This is a genomic window from Kribbella sancticallisti (genome assembly GCF_039530625.1).
GTDB classification, from domain to species: Bacteria; Actinomycetota; Actinomycetes; order Propionibacteriales; family Kribbellaceae; genus Kribbella; species Kribbella sancticallisti.
Map to the genome: position 1 here is coordinate 1 of NZ_BAAAOS010000041.1, position 18,765 is coordinate 18,765.

At 67.8% G+C, this 18,765-nt stretch carries 14 protein-coding genes and 1 tRNA gene; 6 read left to right on the forward strand and 9 right to left on the reverse strand.

Translation table 11 applies throughout. The annotated features are described in order from the left end of the window. Positions 1-79: 79 nt before the first annotated feature. The gene (locus ABD255_RS27145; protein WP_344218832.1) at positions 80-1,150 is read left to right on the forward strand and encodes a helix-turn-helix domain-containing protein; all 1,071 of its coding nucleotides are present in this window, start codon (positions 80-82) and stop codon (positions 1,148-1,150) included. A 27-nt stretch (positions 1,151-1,177) separates the two neighbouring features. On the opposite strand, the gene ABD255_RS27150 is transcribed toward ABD255_RS27145, so the two are convergent. Further along, positions 1,178-1,250, reverse strand: a tRNA-Thr gene (locus tag ABD255_RS27150). Between the two features lie 317 nt (positions 1,251-1,567). On the opposite strand from ABD255_RS27150, the gene ABD255_RS27155 reads away from it, so the two are divergent. After that, positions 1,568-1,810: a hypothetical protein gene (locus ABD255_RS27155; RefSeq protein WP_344218834.1), complete on the forward strand. Its 243-nt coding sequence runs from the start codon at positions 1,568-1,570 to the stop codon at positions 1,808-1,810. Here ABD255_RS27155 and ABD255_RS27160 read toward each other — a convergent pair. The 7 genes from ABD255_RS27160 to ABD255_RS27190 all read right to left on the reverse strand — a co-directional run bounded on the left by ABD255_RS27160 (position 1,794) and on the right by ABD255_RS27190 (position 11,541). Continuing rightward, positions 1,794-3,086 (reverse strand): MFS transporter, encoded by a 1,293-nt coding sequence (locus ABD255_RS27160; RefSeq protein WP_344218836.1) that lies wholly within the window; start codon positions 3,084-3,086, stop codon positions 1,794-1,796. The genes ABD255_RS27155 and ABD255_RS27160 overlap by 17 nt on opposite strands. Positions 3,087-3,186: 100 nt before the next feature. Next, entirely contained in the window at positions 3,187-3,711 is a 525-nt protein-coding gene (locus ABD255_RS27165; RefSeq protein ID WP_344218838.1) for a gamma carbonic anhydrase family protein, read from the reverse strand. Positions 3,712-3,721: 10 nt separating this feature from the next. Beyond that, positions 3,722-5,011 carry an MFS transporter gene (locus ABD255_RS27170; protein WP_344218840.1) on the reverse strand — a complete coding sequence of 430 codons (1,290 nt, stop codon included), beginning with the start codon at positions 5,009-5,011 and terminating at the stop codon, positions 3,722-3,724. Between the two features lie 218 nt (positions 5,012-5,229). Next, a complete protein-coding gene (locus tag ABD255_RS27175) occupies positions 5,230-6,582 on the reverse strand; it encodes a GH1 family beta-glucosidase (protein ID WP_344218842.1) in 1,353 nt (450 codons plus the stop codon). Further along, complete coding sequence (locus ABD255_RS27180; protein ID WP_344218844.1) at positions 6,572-7,258, reverse strand: YbjQ family protein; 687 nt, start codon at positions 7,256-7,258, stop codon at positions 6,572-6,574. Before ABD255_RS27180 ends, ABD255_RS27175 begins: the two co-directional genes overlap by 11 nt. Positions 7,259-7,285: 27 nt before the next feature. After that, positions 7,286-10,474 carry a penicillin acylase family protein gene (locus tag ABD255_RS27185; RefSeq protein ID WP_344218846.1) on the reverse strand — a complete coding sequence of 1,063 codons (3,189 nt, stop codon included), beginning with the start codon at positions 10,472-10,474 and terminating at the stop codon, positions 7,286-7,288. Between the two features lie 131 nt (positions 10,475-10,605). Then, a complete protein-coding gene (locus tag ABD255_RS27190; RefSeq protein ID WP_344218848.1) occupies positions 10,606-11,541 on the reverse strand; it encodes a neutral zinc metallopeptidase in 936 nt (311 codons plus the stop codon). Between the two features lie 124 nt (positions 11,542-11,665). Between ABD255_RS27190 and ABD255_RS27195 the strand changes: the two genes are divergently transcribed. After that, on the forward strand, positions 11,666-12,799 hold the full coding sequence (locus ABD255_RS27195) for an aminotransferase class V-fold PLP-dependent enzyme (protein WP_344218850.1): 1,134 nt from the start codon (positions 11,666-11,668) through the stop codon (positions 12,797-12,799). A 30-nt stretch (positions 12,800-12,829) separates the two neighbouring features. Here ABD255_RS27195 and ABD255_RS27200 read toward each other — a convergent pair whose 3' ends face one another. Continuing rightward, the gene (locus ABD255_RS27200) at positions 12,830-14,908 is read right to left on the reverse strand and encodes a DEAD/DEAH box helicase (RefSeq protein WP_344218852.1); all 2,079 of its coding nucleotides are present in this window, start codon (positions 14,906-14,908) and stop codon (positions 12,830-12,832) included. A gap of 417 nt (positions 14,909-15,325) precedes the next feature. Here ABD255_RS27200 and soxR point away from each other — a divergent pair, with 417 nt between their 5' ends. The 3 genes from soxR (at position 15,326) to ABD255_RS27215 (ending at position 18,630) form a co-directional block, all read left to right on the forward strand. Then, on the forward strand, positions 15,326-15,802 hold the full coding sequence (gene soxR, locus ABD255_RS27205) for a redox-sensitive transcriptional activator SoxR (protein WP_344218854.1): 477 nt from the start codon (positions 15,326-15,328) through the stop codon (positions 15,800-15,802). Between the two features lie 152 nt (positions 15,803-15,954). After that, the gene (snpA, locus tag ABD255_RS27210) at positions 15,955-16,620 is read left to right on the forward strand and encodes a snapalysin (RefSeq protein WP_344218855.1); all 666 of its coding nucleotides are present in this window, start codon (positions 15,955-15,957) and stop codon (positions 16,618-16,620) included. Between the two features lie 225 nt (positions 16,621-16,845). Continuing rightward, complete coding sequence (locus ABD255_RS27215) at positions 16,846-18,630, forward strand: exo-alpha-sialidase (RefSeq protein WP_344218857.1); 1,785 nt, start codon at positions 16,846-16,848, stop codon at positions 18,628-18,630. The last annotated feature ends 135 nt before the right edge of the window (positions 18,631-18,765 follow it).

An 18,765-nucleotide genomic window follows, 5' to 3' on the forward strand; every position in this document is an offset into this window, starting at 1 on the left:
ACCCAGACCGCCAAATCACCGACTCAACCGAACATCACGAACTCCGGCTGTAGTACTAGGTGAGGCGACGCCGCCCCTGATGGACAAGGTCGTCACTGCAATTAGAGACGAGGTCGGCGCGGTATCGGCGAAGACATGCAAGACGGTCATCTCCGGAGTCTTCTCTCTCGCGGTACGGCAGGGGGCTATCCAGGCGAATCCGGTGAGGGAGTTGGAGTCCCTGGACGCCTCCCCGCTCAAGGCCCCGCGATCGTTCACAGATGACGAGCTCGCCAAGTGGTTCGCGATGGTGAGTCAGGATCGGCGTGCAGTTCTCGCTGATGTCCCCGACCTGTCGATCTTTCTACTCGGAACAGGTGTTCGCATCTCGGAGTCATTGGCTGTGTTGTGGAGTGAGGTGGATTTTGCGAGCAACGAGGTTCACGTCAATTCCCAGATCAACCGAGTCAAAGGCAAGGGGCTGGTAAGACGCCGAACCAAGTCGCGGGCGGGGCAGCGAATCCTCACGCTTCCCGAGTGGGCGATGGACATGCTTCGCCGCCGGTTCAGTGCCGACGTTCGGCCGGATCAGCCGATTTTTGCCGATGCGATCGGTGGTTTCAGGGATCCAAACAACGTGCGCAAGAGCCTTCGGATGGCACGCCAGCCCGTTGGGTCAGATCGCCGCCGTGAACTCGGCAAGGTACTGGCTAAGGCCCGGAGAGATGCGGGGCTTACCCAGGTGGATGCCGTGCAGCGACTGGGGTGTCCGAAGAACCGGATCAGTCTCATTGAGACAGGGCGGGTGCGGGTCGACGTCCCTGAGGCTCTGATGCTGGCCCAGACGTACAGACTCTCTGCCGCGCCGCGGAAGGCGCTGCTGGATCTCGTGGCGGAGGCTGGCGAACCATCGATCGCGGACGAGCTGGATTGGGTGACCTCTCACAACTTCCGGAAGACGACGGCGACTCTTCTCGACGAGGCCGGCCAAACGCCACGGCAGGTGGCGGACCAGCTTGGGCAGTCGCGCCCGTCGATGACGCAGGACGTCTATTTCGGCCGGAGGGCGCGAAACCCGGAGGCTGCAAGCGCTCTGGCGAAGGTCATGCCGACCGAAGGAACAGACCAAAAGCATGGGGTAAAGCATGGGCAGGAAGGTTCTGGTTCATGAATCTTCAGGCATATGCCCTGCTCAGAGAGCCGACGAGGGGACTCGAACCCCTAACCACCGCTTTACAAGAGCGGTGCGCTACCAATTGCGCCACGTCGGCGGGCTTGCTGTGGAGTCATCTTAGAGGATCGAGGGGCGGGGGCTGGAGAAGGGCGGGCGGGCGGGTGGGCTGGGCAGGTGGCAGGCTGGCGCGGCGGGGCTGAGGGGTCAGGGCTGGGCGCTGGGTGCTGGAGGTGCGGGGCTCGGTGGTGGAGGCGGGGCGGGTCGACTCTGGCTGGGGCGGGGTGTGTTCCGGGGTGGCTCATCGCCCGGCTTTGCGATCAGCAGTCTGGGTAACCCTTCACCGGCTTGGCCTGGGCGGTTTGGGGCGCGCTTGCCCTATAGAGCATTTGGGGAGTCGGCATCGCCGCGCTCGACTTGGCGATCGACATGCACCTGCAGCGCGTCGTACCGGCGGCGGTCGGATGGAACGCTTCGGTATCGATGCCCCGCGCGTGGACGGGTTTCGACAACCTGTATGGCGCGATCGGGTGGCCGCGGGATCTTCTTCGTGTTCGGTGGGCGCTCCTCGAGCACATGGATGCGCGGGTCACCTTCATTGTCGCCGGCATCGGTGGGCTGCTGGCAACGGTGGCTGCTGCGGTCAGGGTGGCGTGTTGAGTTCGGCGATAGGTTTTCGAAGCGCCCGAGCGCCCGGTACTGCGACCAACGCGACCGCCGCCAGCACCAGGAACGCGGCCGTCGGGTGATCCACCAACAGCCCGACCACCACCGCGACGAGAAGGCCGCCGAGGTTGCCCGCCATCCAGATCAGGCCGGCGGCGGTGCCTTCGGCTTCGCCTGTGCGGCGTTCGACTATCTCCAGGACTATCGGGAGCGCCGGCAGGAGGAGGAAGCCGATCAGGGTGATGGCTACGAAGGCCGTCAGGGTGGTTGGGAGGAACGCCAGGGTGGCGCAGGCCACGGCGGTGGTGGTCAGGCTGGTTACCAGGAGGGTGGATTCTGCTTTGTGGCGGGCGACCAAGACTGGAAGGGTGGCGCTGCCGATGACGCCGGCTACTACGTTGACGAGCAGGATCGTGCTGGCGATGTCTGCGCTGACGCCGGCCGGCTCCAGTAGTGCTTGGGCGAAGGTGGTCATGGCTACGAAGACGCCGAAGGGGAAGATCGCCAGTACGCAGAGCCGTCGGATCAGCGGATCGCCCCAGGCGAGCTGCAACGCGCCGCGCCTGGCATCGACAGGAGCAGGCTGGTGTCCGGTCTGGTCGGTGAGCAGGCTGGTCGCTGCGGCGGTGCCTTCGTGCTGAGCCGGGCCGGCCGCGAGACTACGTTGCTGCAGTTTGTGGAGGCCGGGTTTGCGGAGGGCGGCGATCAGGAGGAGGGCGGCGAGGGTCGAGAAGATCGCGGTGAGTGTCAGCATGGTGGGGATTTGGTTGCTGTCGGCAAATACTGCGGCTAGGAGGAAGGCGATGACCATGCCGGCGAAGATGCTGGCGGTGCCGGTTGCGATGCCCGTGGGGCGGTCCTTCTCGGCTAGGTAGCGGCCGGTGATTCCGGTGACGGCGTTGAGCACCAGGGGTTGGGCCACCGACGCCACTAGTTGGCCGGCCAGGAGCCAGCTGTAGTCGTCGCCGAGCAGGCGCAGTACTGCGCCGAGGGCGGTCAGGACGGCGCCTGCGATCAGGCCCGAGCGGAACCACTTGTCGAGGATGAGGCCGGCCGGGATCGCCAGTACGACGTACAGGAGGGGAAAGACCTGCGCGAGCCAGCCGATCGCGTTTTCGGAGACGCCGTAGCGGTCGGCGGCGACCGTGGTTACGCCGGCGAAGTTGAGCCAGACGAGTTGGGTCGACGCTCCGACCAGTGCGAACGCGACGATCGGGGCCCACCGGCTGCGGACCCCGGTTGGCGCTGCGTGGTGCTGTGTCTCGGCCATCTACTGTCCCTCCCTTCCCGAACAGTAGTGGGAACCCTCCGAGGGCGCACTGAACTGGAAGTGCACCCACGCGGACCTTTTCAGGAACTTGGGGTGAGCGCTACTCCTCGACTAGTTCGACGGAGGCTGCATGGCGGCGGGCGAGGTTGTGATAGACGGCGGCGTTGTGGTCGACGAAGAGTTTGGCGGTGCCCTCGAGCGGGATGATCTTCTTGGCGGGGCTGCCGAGCGCGACCGACTCGGCTGGGATAACGGAGCCGGGAGTGACGGTGGCGCCCGCGGCTACCAGGGTGCGCTCCCCCACGACGGCGCCGTCGAGGACGATGGCGCCGTTGCCGATCAGGGCCTGTTCGCCGATGGTGCAGTCGTGGACCAGGCACTGGTGGCCGACGGTGGCGTTCTTGCCGACCTCGCAGACCCCGCTGCCGACGTGGATGACGGAGTTGTCCTGGATGTTGGCGCCCTCCCGGATGACGATCCGGCCGAGGTCGGCGCGGATCACCGCGCCGTACCAGATCGACGCGTCCTTCTCGACGACCACGTCGCCGACGAGGGTGGCGGTGGGGGCGATCCAGGCTTCCGGGTGCACGGTCGGGCTGACGCCCTCGAAGGAATACAGCGGCATGGCAAGCAGACTAAGCGACCGAGCGGATATTGCGGACTAGTACTGCGCCTAGCAGGGTGACGGCGGCGGCTAGTGCGTACAGGACTGGGTAGCCGCCTAGTAGGCGGACTACGGGGGCTGCGATCGCGGGGGCTATCACCTGTGGGAGGGAGTTCGCGATGTTGATCATGCCGAGGTCCTTCGCTCGATCGCGGGCGCTGGGGAGTACTTCGGTTAGCAGGGCGAAGTCGACCGACAAGTAGACGCCGAAGCCGATTCCCAGAATCACCGCGCCGATGAGGGCGGCTGTCCAGGTCGGCCAGATCGCGAGGATGAGGGCGCCGGCTGCCATCACTACGCCTGACCAGGTGACGAATACCTTCCGGCGGCCGAGGCGGTCGGACCAACTGCCGGAGGACACCGCGGTGAGGATCACGCAGAGGCTGTAGATCGCGGTGAGGATCAGTACTCCGGTGTCGGGGTCGCCGTACTCGACAGCGTCTTGCAGGAAGAAGAACAGGTAGAGCGTGCCTAGGGCGTTGCCGAGGTTGAGGAGGAAGCGTGTCAGCCAGGCCCAGCCGAAGTCGGGGAAGCGGCGGGGACTGATCCAGAAGCCGGCCAAGAACTCGCGCCAGATCAGTGGAGGGCTTTCGGTCAGGCGTTGGTCGTTGCTGGTTAGTAGGTATGGGATCACTGAGAGCAGGAGGAAGACTGCGCAGGCGATGAAGCCGGCGGTGATTCCTCTGGCGGCTGTGGCGAGTCCTACGCCTACTAGGGCGCCTAGGGTTTGGGCTAGTGCTACCCAGCCGCCGACCGTGCCGCGTTGGAGTCTGGGGACGCGGTCGGGGACGGCGGCGGTGATTGCTGCTAGCAACGCGTTGCAGAACAGTTGCACTAGGCACCAGCCGAGGAGCATCCAGGCGACTGCGTGGGCGCCGGCTAGTACTAGGAGGCCGATGGTGCCGCCTACTGCGCCGCCGAGGACCCAGGGGACGCGGCGGCCGAAGCGGGAGTTTGTTCGGTCGGAGATGGCGCCGAATAGAGGGTTGGCGATGACGGAGACTGCTGCTCCTGCGCCGGTGACTAGGCCGAAGACGAACTCTTTGTTGCCGGGGGCGATGGCTTCGGACTGTTTGGCTAGGAGGATCTGGATGGGGCCGAGGAAGGCGGCGAAGACGCCGACGTTTGCCAGGACGACGGCGGTTGTCCAGCGGCGGGGTACGGGCGTGGTGGGTTCGGAGAGAGCGCCGGGTGGTTCGGGGGTGGCGCGGGGCGCTGACGGGTGGAGGGTGGTTGTGCTCTGGTCAGCGATGGGGGCCACGCCGCTGGCGGCGGGCGAGGGCTGGGAGGAGCTGGGCGAGGGCTCGGATAGAGCGGCGAGTGGTTCGGGGGTGGCGCGGGGCGCTGACGGGTGGAGGGTGGTGGATGTGCTCTGGTCAGCGATGGGAGCCACGCCGCTGGCAGTGGACTGGGGCGGGGACGAGCCGGACGTGGGTGAGCCTGGTGGCTGCTGGCGTGAGCCGGGTGGGGGCTCGGGGGTCATTTGCGGCTCTGGGTGATGAGGTCGCGGTACCAGTGGTAGGAGGCTTTGGGGGTTCTTTGTTGGGTTTTGTAGTCGACGTGGACCAGGCCGAAGCGTTGGGAGTAGCCGGCGGACCATTCGAAGTTGTCCAGGAGGGACCACTGGAAGTAGCCGCGGACGTCGATGTCGTCTGCGATGACCTGTTTGAGGGCACGTAGATAGCCGTCGAGGTAGTCGATCCGGCGTTGGTCGTCGACGCCGTCGTTGATCGCGCAGCCGTTTTCGGTGATGTAGATGGGAGGTAGGCGGTCACCGTAGCGGGTCTTGAAGGTGCGGAGGATCTCGGCGAAGGCGTCCGGGACTACCGGCCAGCCGAAGTCGGTTTTCGGATAGCCCTCCAAAGGACGGGGTTCGAACGGGAGACCCGGAGGAAGCGGGATGCCGTCGGTGGCGGCGGTGTCGGGGTCGCCGGTGGGGGCTCCGACCAGGACCGGGGCGTAGTGGTTGAGACCGAACCAGTCCAGCGGCGTGGAGATCACCGACAGGTCCTCGGCGACAGGCCCGGGCATCGCCTCCCCCATGCCAGATGGATATTCGCCGAGCAGGACCGGATCGGCGAAGAGCCAGTTGACCAGGTTGTCGTAGAGCCCGGCTGCCTCCACGTCTTCGGGGCTGTCGCTGGCCGGCCAGGTCGGGGCGTGGTTGGACGCGATCCCGATGTTCGACGCACCCCCAGCACGCAGAGCCTGTACTGCGCGCCCATGCGCCAACAGCTGGTGATGCGCCACCGGCAACGCCTCGAACCCGAGCGAACGACCCGGCGCGTGCCCGCCCACGGCGTACCCGAGCAGCGTGAGCACCACCGGCTCGTTGATCGTCATCCACATCGGCACCCGATCGGCGAAGCGACCGGCGAGGATCGTCGCGTAGTCGGCGAAGCGGGAGGTGATGTCGCGCGACGTCCAGCCGCCGGCGTCCTCCAGCGCCTGAGGCGTGTCCCAGTGGAACAGCGTCGGAGCGGGCTGGATGCCGGCGGCAAGCAACGAGTCGATCAGCCGGTCGTAGAAGTCGAGCCCGGCGGCATTGGCCGGACCGGCGCCCGACGGCTGGATCCGCGGCCAGGAGAAGGAGAACCGATAGACGTCGACCCCGAGGTCCCGCATCAGTGCGACGTCCTCGGCGTACCGGTAGTAGTGGTCGCAGGCAACGGCACCGGTATCGCCGTCGAGGACCCGGCCGGGCTCGGCGCAGAACGTGTCCCAGGTCGAAGGACCGCGACCGCCTTCGGTCACGGCCCCCTCGATCTGGTACGCCGACGTCGAGACTCCCCAGCGGAAGTCAGGGCCGAAGGCAAGCGGTTCAGCCGTCATTCGCATCATCCTCAGCGGCAGAAGTAGGAGGAGTAGAAGCAGAACCCTTGTCCTGCGGCCGCGCAACCTCGACCGGGCGGACGATCACCGCGGTGCCGTAGGCGGCGACCTCGCTCATCGTCTGGGCGATCTCGGTGCAGTCGAAGCGCATCGCCAGGATCGCGTTCGCGCCCATCTGCTGGGCCATCTGGCACATCCGCATCACGGCGACGTGCCGCGACTCGGCCAGCATCTGGGTGTACTCCGGCACCTCGCCGCCGCCCAGCGACCGGAAGCTGGCGGTGAAGTTCGACCCGAAGTCCCGGCTCCGCACGGTCAGCCCGAACACCTCGCCGAACACCTTGTCGGCCGTGTACCCGGGCAGGTCGTTCATGGTCGAGACCAGCACCGGGTACGGCGAACCCTGCGGCGCCACGTGTGGCACGTTCTGCTGCTGCGTCGGCCGATACCCACCAGGCCCCTGGCCATACCCGGGCTGCCCGTACCCCGGCTGCCCATAACCCGGCGGCGGCCCCTGCGGCGGCATGCCCTGCGGCGGCCCCTGCGGAGGCTGCCCCTGCTGAGGCCGGCCCTGTTGGTAACCACCAGGCGGGGCGTACCCCGGCGGCGGCCCCTGCTGATAGCCCTGCTGCGGCGGGTACGGCTGGTTCGGATTCGGAGGATAGTTCTGGCTCATGCGGTCATCTTTCCAGGCCCCCGGTCGTCATTGTCTGAAGACCTGGAACTCGTACAGCGAGTACCCGTACGACGTCGCCCGCGTCGTCCCGGTGATCCGCACATACCGCGCCTGGACCGGACCGAACCGCGTGACATCCTCCCCACCGTTCCCGGTAATAGTCGCGAACACCTGCTGCCAGTTCACGTTGTCCCGCGACACCTCCAGCCGGTACGCCGTGCCGTACGCCGCTTCCCACTGGAGCACCACCCGGCGGACCGTCTGCTCACTCCCGAGGTCGACCTTGAGCCATTGCGGGTCGGACCATCTACTCGCCCAGCGGGTCGACAGATTGCCGTCCACGGCTTTAGCAGGAGGCGAGTTGAACAGTCCGCTCTCGTAGCTACTGGCCGTCGCCGTCTTCCCCAGCGCCTGGTTGCTGACGTCATCACCCCGCCGCGCGGGGAACTCGATCACCTGCTGGTACGTCGGCCGGTTGACCCAGGCCATCCGGTCCTGCGTGATCCCGCCCATCGGCTGGTGAACGATCTGGTCCGCGCAGAACTGGTCCCCCGCAGTACAGTCGCCGGTGGCCGGATAGGTGTTCGCGGCCGGCACTTTCGTTGCTGCGAGCAAGGAATCGGCGAGCACGGAACGACAGGTCGCCAGCGAACCGCCACCGCAGTACGTCACCGGCTGTTCGGTTCGCACCGGATCGCCGAGCACCTTGCGCAGGTCGCGCTGGACGAATCCCCACCAGCCGCTCTGGAAGGCGGAGCCCTGCGCACTCGGTCGTTCGTCGATTTTCTGAGCCCGCACCAGCGCGGTGTAGAGATCCGGACCGAGCCCCTGGAACTGTGCCGGCACCAGCAACGGCCACCACGCGTCGAGGATCCGGATCGCCTCGGCGTGATCGTAGGTCTTCGAGGCCTCGCTCGGCGTCTTCCGATGACTTCCCGCGGCTTGCCACGCTTCCAACTTCGCCACCGCTGAGGCAACCGCAGGATCGGTCAGAGGCGCGCTCTTCAGCACCCGCAACAGATACGGCAACACCTGGTCGGCGCGCAGATCCACGGTCGCCGCGTCCTCCATCGCCTCGACGAGCCTGCCGCGGGTGAACTTCTGCCCGGATCCGATCACCGCCTCGATCCGATCGTCCAGCGGCTGGCTGCGATACACCGAGTTGTAGCCGAAGTTCCCGTCCGCCGCCGAGAAGCCGGGCGCCTGCTTGTTGTTCCAACTGGTCAGATAGTCCTGGTTGACCACCTGCGGATGCTCGGCGATCGGCGTGTACGTCGCCCGGTTCGTGGCCGGGTTCCACCCCTGCCACTCGTACGTGCTCCAGGTCGGCAGGTTCGGGTCGGCGCCGGCCGCGCGGACCGGGTTGTCGCCGGAGTTGAAGTACGCGATGTCGTTCTTGTCCGTGTAGAACCAGTTGAACGTGTAGCCGATGGTGCTCGCGGCGTTCTTGAAGTCGGTCGAGGAGTGGATCGCGTCCGGGTCGTTGAAGAGCATGAACCCGAGCGCCGAGCCCGCCTCGTTGCCGTAGGTCGCCCGGTTCTTGGTGAACAGCACCGGCCGGCCGCCGACCGTACCGCGATGCGTGACGATCCCGTACTTCGTTCGCAGCGCGACCAGCGTGTACGACCCGGCCGGCTCCGACGAGCCCAGGCTCGGGTACCACGCGTTGTGCCGTTCCAGCTTCTCGATCGGGGTGCACTGGTCCCGGAACAGGTAGTGCGTCGAGTTCTTGGTCGGGGTACCGCCGCCGGGTTCGCACAGCGGCACGGCGTACGTGTCGGTGATGTCCTGACCGGCCGAGGTGGCGCTCCACGAGTAGTCGGCGCCGCGGCCGATCAGCGTGTAGAAGTTGAGTCCGGCGAACGCGACGCCGCGCGAGCTGACCCCTGGGCCCTGGAGTTCTTGGCGGAGCAGGAGCTGCGGAGCGAAGTACCCGGTCTGCGGGCCGTAGACGGCGACCGGGTTGCCGCTCTCGGTGTGGGCGCCGGACACCACCAACGCGTTCGACATGCCCTTCGGGCCGAAGCCTTCGGGGAACATGCCGCCGTCGAGAATGCCACGCAGGGAATCCTTGCCCTGGGCCCGTTTCGGCGGCTTGACGTTGTCGCTGCTCAAAGGCTTCAGGCTCATGGTCGCGGCGGATCCGGTCTGGTCGACCACCTGCGGCTCAGGAGTCACCGAGCCGCGGTCCGGCATCGCGCGACCCGCCGGATCCGGCCCGACCACGCCATACGGAAAGGTCGCGCCGTTGTGCACGGTGGTGTTGGCCTCCGGGTCGTTCTGCGAACGGAACGACTCCCACACCTTGGTGCCCTGGGCAACGCCGTACTTCGCCTGCGCCTCGAGCAGGGCCAGCGCCGACGCCATCTCGCCGCCACCCCCGGTCCCGAAGATGCCGGCCACCACAGCGGCAGTGGCGACCACGTCGGTCACCTTCCACGGCCGCGGCGTCGGCAGCCCGAGCGCGACGTACTCGCCGGGATACGCGATGCCGACCGTGTTGATGTAGTGGTTGACGCCGTCCACCCAGGCCTGGATGTCCTTCTGCATCTTCAGCCCGTTGGCGCCGTACCGCTCGTCGGCGTCGTCGAACTGCTGTTGCAACTCGGCCTCGGTGTACGGCGCGGTCCGCCAGAACTGCTGCTCGAACGCGCGGTTCCCCGCGGCGCCACCGGCGAACGGTGTCAGTTGGCCGCGGCCGAGATGCCGGAACACGTCCATCACGAACAGCCGGTCCTGCGCCCCGGCGTACCCGGCGCCGAACATCGTGCCCTCGCGGGTGCTGCCGGTGATGTGCGGGATGCCGCGCGACTTGTCCCGCACGATCGTGACGTCCGCGCGGGGTTTCACCGTGCCGGCCACGTCACTCGGCGCAACCCCGAACGACGCGTCGTCGAAGTACGGATCGAGGCCGTCGTCGGTGATGCCCTGGGAGTTCCAGACCAGCCGCTCGTACGGCTTGACCGTGTCGCTGAAATGCGGCGGGCGGACCCCGAACCCCTTGAAAAGAAGGAGATCCGTGAAGGTCGCGTTGCCGTTCTGCCCCGGCGGCACGATGTCGGCACACTGCCCGACGCAGTAGTCCACCGGTACCGCGACCGCGGCCGGTCTTGCCTGACTGGTGGTGGACAGACCGCCAGCCAGTACTGCGCTGACGGCGAGCGCGGCGGTCGTCGTACGGACGGCACGAGCGAGTTGAACGGGGCGGCGCGTCACGGGTCCTCCCTAGAAGCATCGAGGTGATGACGGCAGGGATCGTCAAAAACTGAATATGACTCACCAGTAAGTTGAGGTCAAGAGTCCCGGACACTTGACCTCGAAGCCGGACCGTGGAAGGCCCGTCCTGGTCAGCTGACGGACGCGGCCTTGACCGCGAAGGTGTTGCAGGCGGCAGGATCGGCGGCCTCGAAGCCGGCCCGGGACCAGCGGCTGTGGTTGTTCTTGTGGCCGTGGGTCCGTTGCGGGTTCCATTCGTCACCACGGTTGCGGACGGTCCAGCGCCACTTCTGCAACCAGGTACCGCGAGCCGGGAAGAACTGCTTGTCGGCGCCGAGGTAGACCCCGCTCAGGCACGAGGCCTGCAATTCGCGGCGCCTGCTCTCGACCAGTTGCGCGTCCTTCCCGCTGATGTGGTTCTCGCGGGTGTGCGACGCCTCGAGGATTCCGGTCATCGCCTGGACGTGGTGCCCGTACTCGTGGGCGATCAGGAACGCCATCGTCGTACGGGTCCACAGCGGGTCGTAGGAGCGCTGGTTCTTCAGGTCGTAGTCGGCGTTCATGTAGATGATGCCGTTGCAGTAGACCGCCGTACTGGTGAGGTTGCAGAACTGGTTGGCCGGCTTGCCGGAGTACACCTGCAACTGCGGCGGGTAGAACTGGAACCCTGCCTCCCGCATCACCTGGGCCCAGGCCTTGTTCAAGCAACTGAGGAACTGGGTGTAGTAGGTCCGCACCTTGCTCACCGAGGTCGCCCGGGAGGTCGGCTCCTTGCACTTGGAGGCAGGGATGCGGCCGACCTGGTAAAGCGGGTTCTGCAGGACGGTCCGGTTCTCCGCGGCCAGCGGCGGCACCTTCGCGGTCGGGCCGGTCGGCTCTGGCGTCGGTGTCGGTGTCGGTGTCGTTTTCTGTGCTTGGGGCGGGGTCGTCGGAGCAGAAACAGTCGCCACCGAAGAGGTCACTGGACCGTCCGCGCCCGTCCGCCGTACCGCCACCACTCCCGCGGTCGCCGTGACCCCGAGGGCGGCGCAGATCAGCACCACACCGCTCCACCTGCTCTTGCGCACCGGGTGACCTTAACCCGCCGCCGGGCGAACCAGTTGCGCCGGCGCCTTTCGGCCATCCGGCCGCAACTTTTAGTGACCGGACCATGGCAGACGGATGCTCAGAGACACTATGGTGAATCGCACCATGGGCACACATGAGCGGCATCGGTTGACCGAGGTCATCAACGCCAGGGGTACGTTCACGCCGCTCGGCGTCTCCCGCAGCTCGGCCACGGTCGCTGCCGCGGTGGCGGAGGCGCTGCCCGAGTTCTTCGCGATGGAGGAGTTGGCCGACCGGGTCAGCGAGGCCATCGCCCACGCCACCGGCGCCCAGGCCGGCGCGCTGACGCACTGCACCTCGGCGTCGATCACCCTCACGGTCGCGGCCGCCATGGCCGGGTCCGATCCCGACCGCATCGCCGCATTGCCGGACACGACCGACATGCACAACCGGGTCGTACTCCCGGCCTGCCACGTCATCGACTACGGCCAGTCCAGCCTGCAGGCGATCCGGCTGGCAGGCGCGAGCGTGGTCCTCGCGGGCGACGAGAACCGTTGCAGCATTGACGATCTGGACGACGAGCTGGCTGGTAACGATGTCACCTGCCTGCTGCTGACGTCGTCGCGCCTGGTGCATGCGGAGCCGATCGATCTGATCGCCGCGGTGCGGGCCGCGCACCGGCGCGGCGTGCCGGCGATCATCGACGGCGCGGCCCAGTTCCCCCGGACCGCGGATCTGGTCGCGACGGGGGCGGACGCGGTACTGATCAGTGGACAGAAGTATCTGGCGGCTCCGACCGCCGGGCTGGTGGTCGGAACGCAGCGGCTGGTGCGGGCGGTTCGCGCGCAGGAGAAGGGCATCGGGCGCGGGATGAAGCCGACCAAGGAGGCGATGGCCGGCGTGCTCGCGGCGCTGGAGGAGTGGCAGGCGATGGACCGGGCGAAGTGGGAGGCGGACCAGGCAGCCAAGGTGGCCGCCTTCGTCCAGGCGGCCGACAAGCTGCCCGGACTCTCGGCCACCGATCTTCCCGACCCGACCGGCCTGCCGCTGTCCCGGGTCGCGATCTCGGTGGACGACGGCATCGATGCCGTCGTGCTCGCTTCGAGGCTCGAGGCGGGGCATCCCCCGATCTATGTGATCACTGATCAAGCCGCCGCCGGCGTGCTGGTCCTCGAACTGGTCCCCCTCGACGAGGACGAGCTCGAAGTACTGCTCACCCGGCTCGGCATCGAGGTGCAGGCGATGGAGATCAGGGCAACAGAAAAGCCCCCGGCCTGAGCCGGGGGCTTTCACTGATCGATCGAAACGTCAGCGCTGGTAGGACTTTCCGCCCTCGTAGCGGTTGCCGTCCGTACGGCGGGGTCCGCTGCCGGAGCGCTCCGGACGACGGCTGCCGCCGTTACCGCCACGGCCTTCGTAGCCGCCGCTGGGACCCTCGTAGCCACGGCCGCTCGGGCGGCCACCGCCGCCACCGAACCGCTTGCCGCCCTTGTTGAAGCCACCGCCGCCACGCGTCGGCTTGGGAGCCGGCAGCTTGACCGGGTAGCCCGACGGCTTGGAGCCACCGGTCAGGTCGGTCACGACGACGTCACCCGGACGGGCCCGGACCGGCTCGGTCTGGACACCGGCCGACTCGGCCAGGCGCACCATGCCGCGCCGCTGGTGCGGCAGGACCAGCGTGACGACGGCACCCTTGCCGCCGGCGCGCGCAGTACGGCCGGCGCGGTGCAGGTAGTCCTTGTGGTCCGCCGCCGGGTCCGCCTGGACGACCAGGCCGACGTCGTCGACGTGGATACCGCGGGCGGCGACGTCAGTTGCCACCAGCACCGGTACCGAACCGTCCTTGAACTGGTCCAGGGTCCGGTTGCGGGCGCCCTGGGTCAGGCCACCGTGCAGCGCCGCGGCCATCACGCCACGGTCGCGCAGCTGGGTGGCGACGCGGTCGGCGCCCAGCTTGGTGCGGACGAAGACGATGGTGCGGCCGTCGCGGCTGGCCAGCTCGGCCGTCAGCGACTGCTTGTGCGCGGGCTCGATCACGAGCATGTGGTGCTCCATCGTGCTGACCGACGCCTGGCCGGACTCGGTCGAGTGCGTGACCGGGTCCTTCAGGTAGGTCTTCACGATGGTGTCGACGTCGTTGTCCAGCGTCGCCGAGAAGAGCAGACGCTGACCCGACGGCGGGGTCATGTCGAGCAGCGTGGTGACCGCCGGCATGAAGCCCATGTCGCACATGTGGTCGGCCTCGTCGAGGACGGCGACCTCGACCGCGCCCAGGTCGGCAGCGCCCTGCTCACACAGGTCGATCAGCCGGCCGGGGGTGGCGATCAGCAGGTCGACGCCACGGCGCAGCGCGTCGATCTGCTTCGGGTAGGGCAGGCCACCCGCGATCAGCTTGATCGAGACGCCCATCACGTGGGCGAGCGGCTCGAGCGCGTCGTGCACCTGCATGGCGAGCTCACGGGTCGGCACCAGCACCATGCCGCGCGGACGGCGCGACTCGGTGTGGCCACCGGCCAGACGCATCAGCGTCGGCAGGCCGAACCCGAGGGTCTTGCCGGAACCGGTCTGACCGCGGCCGAGCACGTCCCTGCCGGCCAGCGCGTCCGGGATGGTCGCTTCCTGGATCGGGAACGGCGCGGTGATGCCGTCGCGAGCCATCCGCTGCACCAGCCGCGGGGCGAGCCCGAGGGCGGCGAAGCCATTGCCCTCAGCAACCGTGCCGAGGTCGGCCGGGGCTTCGGTGCGCGGCTTGGCGGCCGGCCGCTCCCGCTGCTCGAACTTGCGCTCGGGGCGCTCGTACGAACGGTCGTTCGTCCGGTCGGCGGGCCGCTCGGCGCGGGGGTCGCGGTCGAAACCGCGGCTGTCCCGGTCGTTGCGGTAGGCCGGCTTGTCCGAAGAGCCGCGGTCGTACGAGCTCTTCTGGTACGAGCTCTTCGGGTACGACGTGGCGTCGGTGCGGGTGCTCTTCGGGTACGAGGTGGTGCGGCTGTCAGACGTGGTACGGCTCTCCGAGGTAGGGCGGTTCTGCGAGTACTGCGGGCGGTCGGTGCGCGAGGTGTTCGTCCGCTCCGCGGCGCGATAGCCACGGACCGGGCGGTCGGTGCCACGGCGGTCGTCGCGCCGGTCACCGGAGGGGGCGTCGCGGCGCTCGCCACGGCTGCCACGGTCGGAGTACTGCGACGGGCCGCCGCGGCGCTCGGCCACGACCGGCCGCTCGACCCGGGCCGAACTGCGGTCCGTGCCGGGGGTGTTCGGGGCGTCCAGCTCAGCGGCCATCCGCTCGCCGTACGACTGGGTCTGGAACTTCTTGTGGCGCGGCTTCTTCACCCGGTCGGCGGCCTCGCTGCCGTCGGCGGGAACAAACTGGTCCTGGTGGTGCTGGGACACGCAATCTCTCTCTCAACGTCACGGACGGATGCCGGATCGGAGCCGCACGCAAGCGCCGGCCACAGAAATGGCCGGACGGGACGTGCTGGGCAGGAGATAGGCATCGACCTGCGGGTGCTATCGCGTTGCACCCATGTCGCCGGTGGTCCATCAGCGGGATGCTGAAACCGACGGGTCGGAGCGCCTGGGAAATGCTCTGGTGACGCGACTCGCGCACCGACGCCGAAAAGTATACCCCGTCCGGCCCCCGCTCTTGACCACACCCGGATTGAGGCGTAGGTCCCATCCGCTCCACCGTGTCCAACACCCGGCCCACTCCACCGATTCCCGAGGTCCGGTCCCGGCGCCTGAGGAGGCTCGGCGGGAGCAGGGCTCAAGTTCGCTTCAGGTCTTGTGTGGGCGGCCTAGGGTGGCGGTATGGCGGAGGAGACCATTCCCAGCAAGGACCACTGGCTGTCGATCGGGGAGATCGCCCATCGTTCCGGCGTCGCCGCGTCGGCCTTGCGTTTCTACGAGGACCAGGGCCTGATCGCCTCCCGGCGGACCGCCGGGAACCAGCGGCAGTACCTGCGCAGTACGTTGCGGCGGATCGCCTTCGTGCAGGCCGCGCAGCGGGTCGGCCTGGCACTGGCCGAGATCAAGGCCGCGCTGGACTCGCTCCCCGACGACCGGACTCCCACCCGTGCGGACTGGAGCCGCCTGTCGAAGACCTGGCGCGGCCGGCTCGACCAGCGGATCTCCGAGCTCGAGCGGCTGCGTGACGACCTGGACGGCTGCATCGGCTGCGGATGCCTCAGCCTGCAGCGCTGCAACCTCTACAACAAGTCCGACCGGCTGGCCGAGCGTGGACCGGGTGCCCGCATTCTGAACGTCGGCATACCCGGCGAGTTATGAAGGACATAGAGCCGGCGACGGCCAACGCGGGTTAACCCCTGCCTTTTTCCCGATCTGCTGTGGTTTTCCGCAACCCTTGGCAAGCTCCCGATCTGTAGCGAACAGTAATCCGCTGATCGCTTTCCGCCACAGACACGGAGTGAGGCCCTCCCATGTCGCATCGCCGTATCCTGACGTCCCTGGCCGGGCTGGCAGCCGCCGCCCTGGCCGTCCCAGCCTTCGCCGTCACCCCCACGGCCGAGGCCCCTGCCACGACCTCCGCCCCCACGACGGTCGCGGCGTACACCGGTTCGCCGCAGGACGAAGCCGCCACCAAGGCGTTCTACGACGCGGTGATGAAGTCCGCCCGCGCCAAGCAGGCCAAGGCCGGCAACGCCACCGCCGCGGTCACCGTCACCTACGCGGTCGACGCCCCCACCTTCGCCTCCCAGATCAGTTCCAGCACGCAGATCTGGAACTCCTCGGTCAGCAACGTGACCTTGGTTGAGGGAAGCAACTACGACTTCTACTACACCGAGGGCAACGACCCGCGCGGTTCGTACGCCTCCACCGACGGCCACGGCAGCGGCTACATCTTCCTGGACTACGCCCAGTCCCAGCAGTACGACCCGCTCCGCATCACCGCCCACGAGACCGGTCACGTCCTCGGCCTCCCCGACCACTACTCCGGCCCCTGCAGCGAACTGATGTCCGGCGGCGGCCCCGGCCCGTCCTGCACCAACCCGAACCCCGACGCCAACGAACGCTCCCGCGTCGACCAACTCTGGGCCAACGGCTTCACCAGCACCGGCAAGCCCGCCTTCCACACCTCCAACTGAGGTACCCCCCCCCACCTTCGGCTCGGACCGCCCGCCAGTGGACGGCCCCGAGCCGAAGTTCCTCCCCCAGGCGATCGATCTGGGGAGGATGACGTCCGCTCACGGGACTGGAATCCACCCCGGTCCTGCCAAGAGAGGAGCAACGAGGTCAAGGAGGACATAGGACGTACTATGACACGCCGGTGAGACGCGCGGTGACGAGGTTTCTTCGGGAGAGTTGTCGTCGTGACTCTCCGACGAATCACCCTCGCGATCCTCCTGGTGATCACGGCCTGCCTGACGCCGCCCCCGGCGCATGCCGCAGGTCTGGAAGGCAAGGCGATCCTGTCGCCCGGCACCGCCGGCTACAAATGTTTCCGGATCCCCGCCTTGGTCAAGGCCAACGACGGCTCTCTCATCCTTTTCGCCGAAGGGCGGAAACCCACCTGCGGTGACACCGGCACTCATGACGTGGTGATGACCCGCTCAACCGACGGCGGCGCGACCTGGAGCACGTTGCAGGTCGTACACGCCGGCGTGGATGTCACCGCCCACAACCCAGCACCGGTGGTCGATGCCCGGACCGGCCGGATCGTGCTGCTCACCACGCGGCAGTACAACACTGTCTGGGCACAGCACAGCGACGACAGCGGCCGGCACTGGACCTCTCCCCGGGAGATCACCGCCGACGTCAAACTCCCCTCCTGGAGCGGGTATGCGACCGGCCCGTCGCACGGCATCCAGTTGCTGCGCGGCGCGCACGCCGGGCGTCTGGTGGTGGGAACCCATTTCAGTACGGCAGCCGACGGCCGCAAGGGTGGCGCGCTCGTCTACAGCGACGACGGCGGCGTCACCTGGCACCTTGGCGCGCATGACGACACCGCCGACCCTGAACTGAGGGTGCAGGAACTGTCGGTCTTCGAACGCCCGGACGGCTCGCTGCTGGCGCTGGCCAGGGACGAGAACGGAAGCAGTACGTCGACTGTGGCGTCCGCCGTCTCCAGCGACGCCGGCGAGACCTTCTCCCGCGGGTTCCAGGCCCGCGCGGCCGAGCAGAGCCTCGCAGTACCGACTGTTCAGGCTTCGACCTTGGCACTGCGGGCCACCGACCAGGGCGACCGGTACAACCGCGTACTGCTGGCCTCGCCGACCAGGCAGGGTGAGACCCGGGAGAACCTGACCATCCGATCGACGTTCAAGGGCGGCGACGAGTGGGTCGATCCCCAGGGTGGCACGGTGATCTACGGCGGCATGGCCTCGTACACGGACATGACGTTGATCGACGACAACACCGTGGGCCTCGCCTACGAGCGGGCGGTGAACTGGTCCCACGGCTACATCTGGTTCACGAAGTTCACCGAGGCCGACCTCGGACTGCCGGACGGCAGCACGAGCGGCGTACCGACGACTACCGATGCCTCGGGCAACCAACTCGACGGGTACCTGCGCGGCGCGCCGGTCGCGACCGCGGGCCGCTTCGGCCGGGCCCTGACCCTGGACGGTACGGACGACTACGTGCAACTGCCGTTCGCCGAGAACCTCGCGGTCGGCAGCGGGGACTTCACCTGGACAGGATGGTTCAACTACGGCGCGAGTACCGCCGACCAGCCGCTGATGTGGGCCTACAACCAAGGCGCTGTGTACTCGCAACTCTGGCTGCGCGCCGAACCTGCGAGCGGGCGGATCCGAGCGCTGGCCCAGAGCGGCGAAACAGCTGTCGTGGTCGCCACCACCAAGGCCTACAACGACCGGACCTGGCACCACTTCGCGTTGCGGCGGCAAGGGTCGGTCTTCACCATCTACATCGACGGCGCCGCCGCCGCGTCGGCCACCGGAAGCCTCGGATCCGTGAGCCCGAAGCGCCCGTTCCAGATCCACCTCGGCCGGCGCCTCGACGGCCTGCAACATCTCCGGGGTTCGTTGGACGACATCCGCCTCTACGACCGAGCACTCACGCCCACGGAGATCGCCGCAATCCACACAACGAACAGCACCACACCAACCGGCCTCCGCCTCAGATACCCGTTCTGACAAAGAATAAGAACAAAGAAGAACAAAGAGAGAGAGACGCAGCGTCGACGGAGGTGCGGGCGGTGCCGCGGAGCGAGATCGACGGATGGCACCAACCACGACCGGCCTCTGCCCGCGGCACCGCCTTCATCCGCG

Excerpts from the sequence above, each read along its gene's own strand:
- ABD255_RS27145 (WP_344218832.1), top strand. The coding sequence starts at position 80 with ATGGACAAGGTCGTCACTGCAATTAGAGACGAGGTCGGCGCGGTATCG.
- ABD255_RS27160 (WP_344218836.1), bottom strand. The coding sequence starts at position 3,086 with ATGGCCGAGACACAGCACCACGCAGCGCCAACCGGGGTCCGCAGCCGG.
- ABD255_RS27165 (WP_344218838.1), bottom strand. The coding sequence starts at position 3,711 with ATGCCGCTGTATTCCTTCGAGGGCGTCAGCCCGACCGTGCACCCGGAA.
- ABD255_RS27175 (WP_344218842.1), bottom strand. The coding sequence starts at position 6,582 with ATGACGGCTGAACCGCTTGCCTTCGGCCCTGACTTCCGCTGGGGAGTC.
- ABD255_RS27180 (WP_344218844.1), bottom strand. The coding sequence starts at position 7,258 with ATGAGCCAGAACTATCCTCCGAATCCGAACCAGCCGTACCCGCCGCAG.
- ABD255_RS27195 (WP_344218850.1), top strand. The coding sequence starts at position 11,666 with ATGGGCACACATGAGCGGCATCGGTTGACCGAGGTCATCAACGCCAGG.
- soxR (WP_344218854.1), top strand. The coding sequence starts at position 15,326 with ATGGCGGAGGAGACCATTCCCAGCAAGGACCACTGGCTGTCGATCGGG.
- snpA (WP_344218855.1), top strand. The coding sequence starts at position 15,955 with ATGTCGCATCGCCGTATCCTGACGTCCCTGGCCGGGCTGGCAGCCGCC.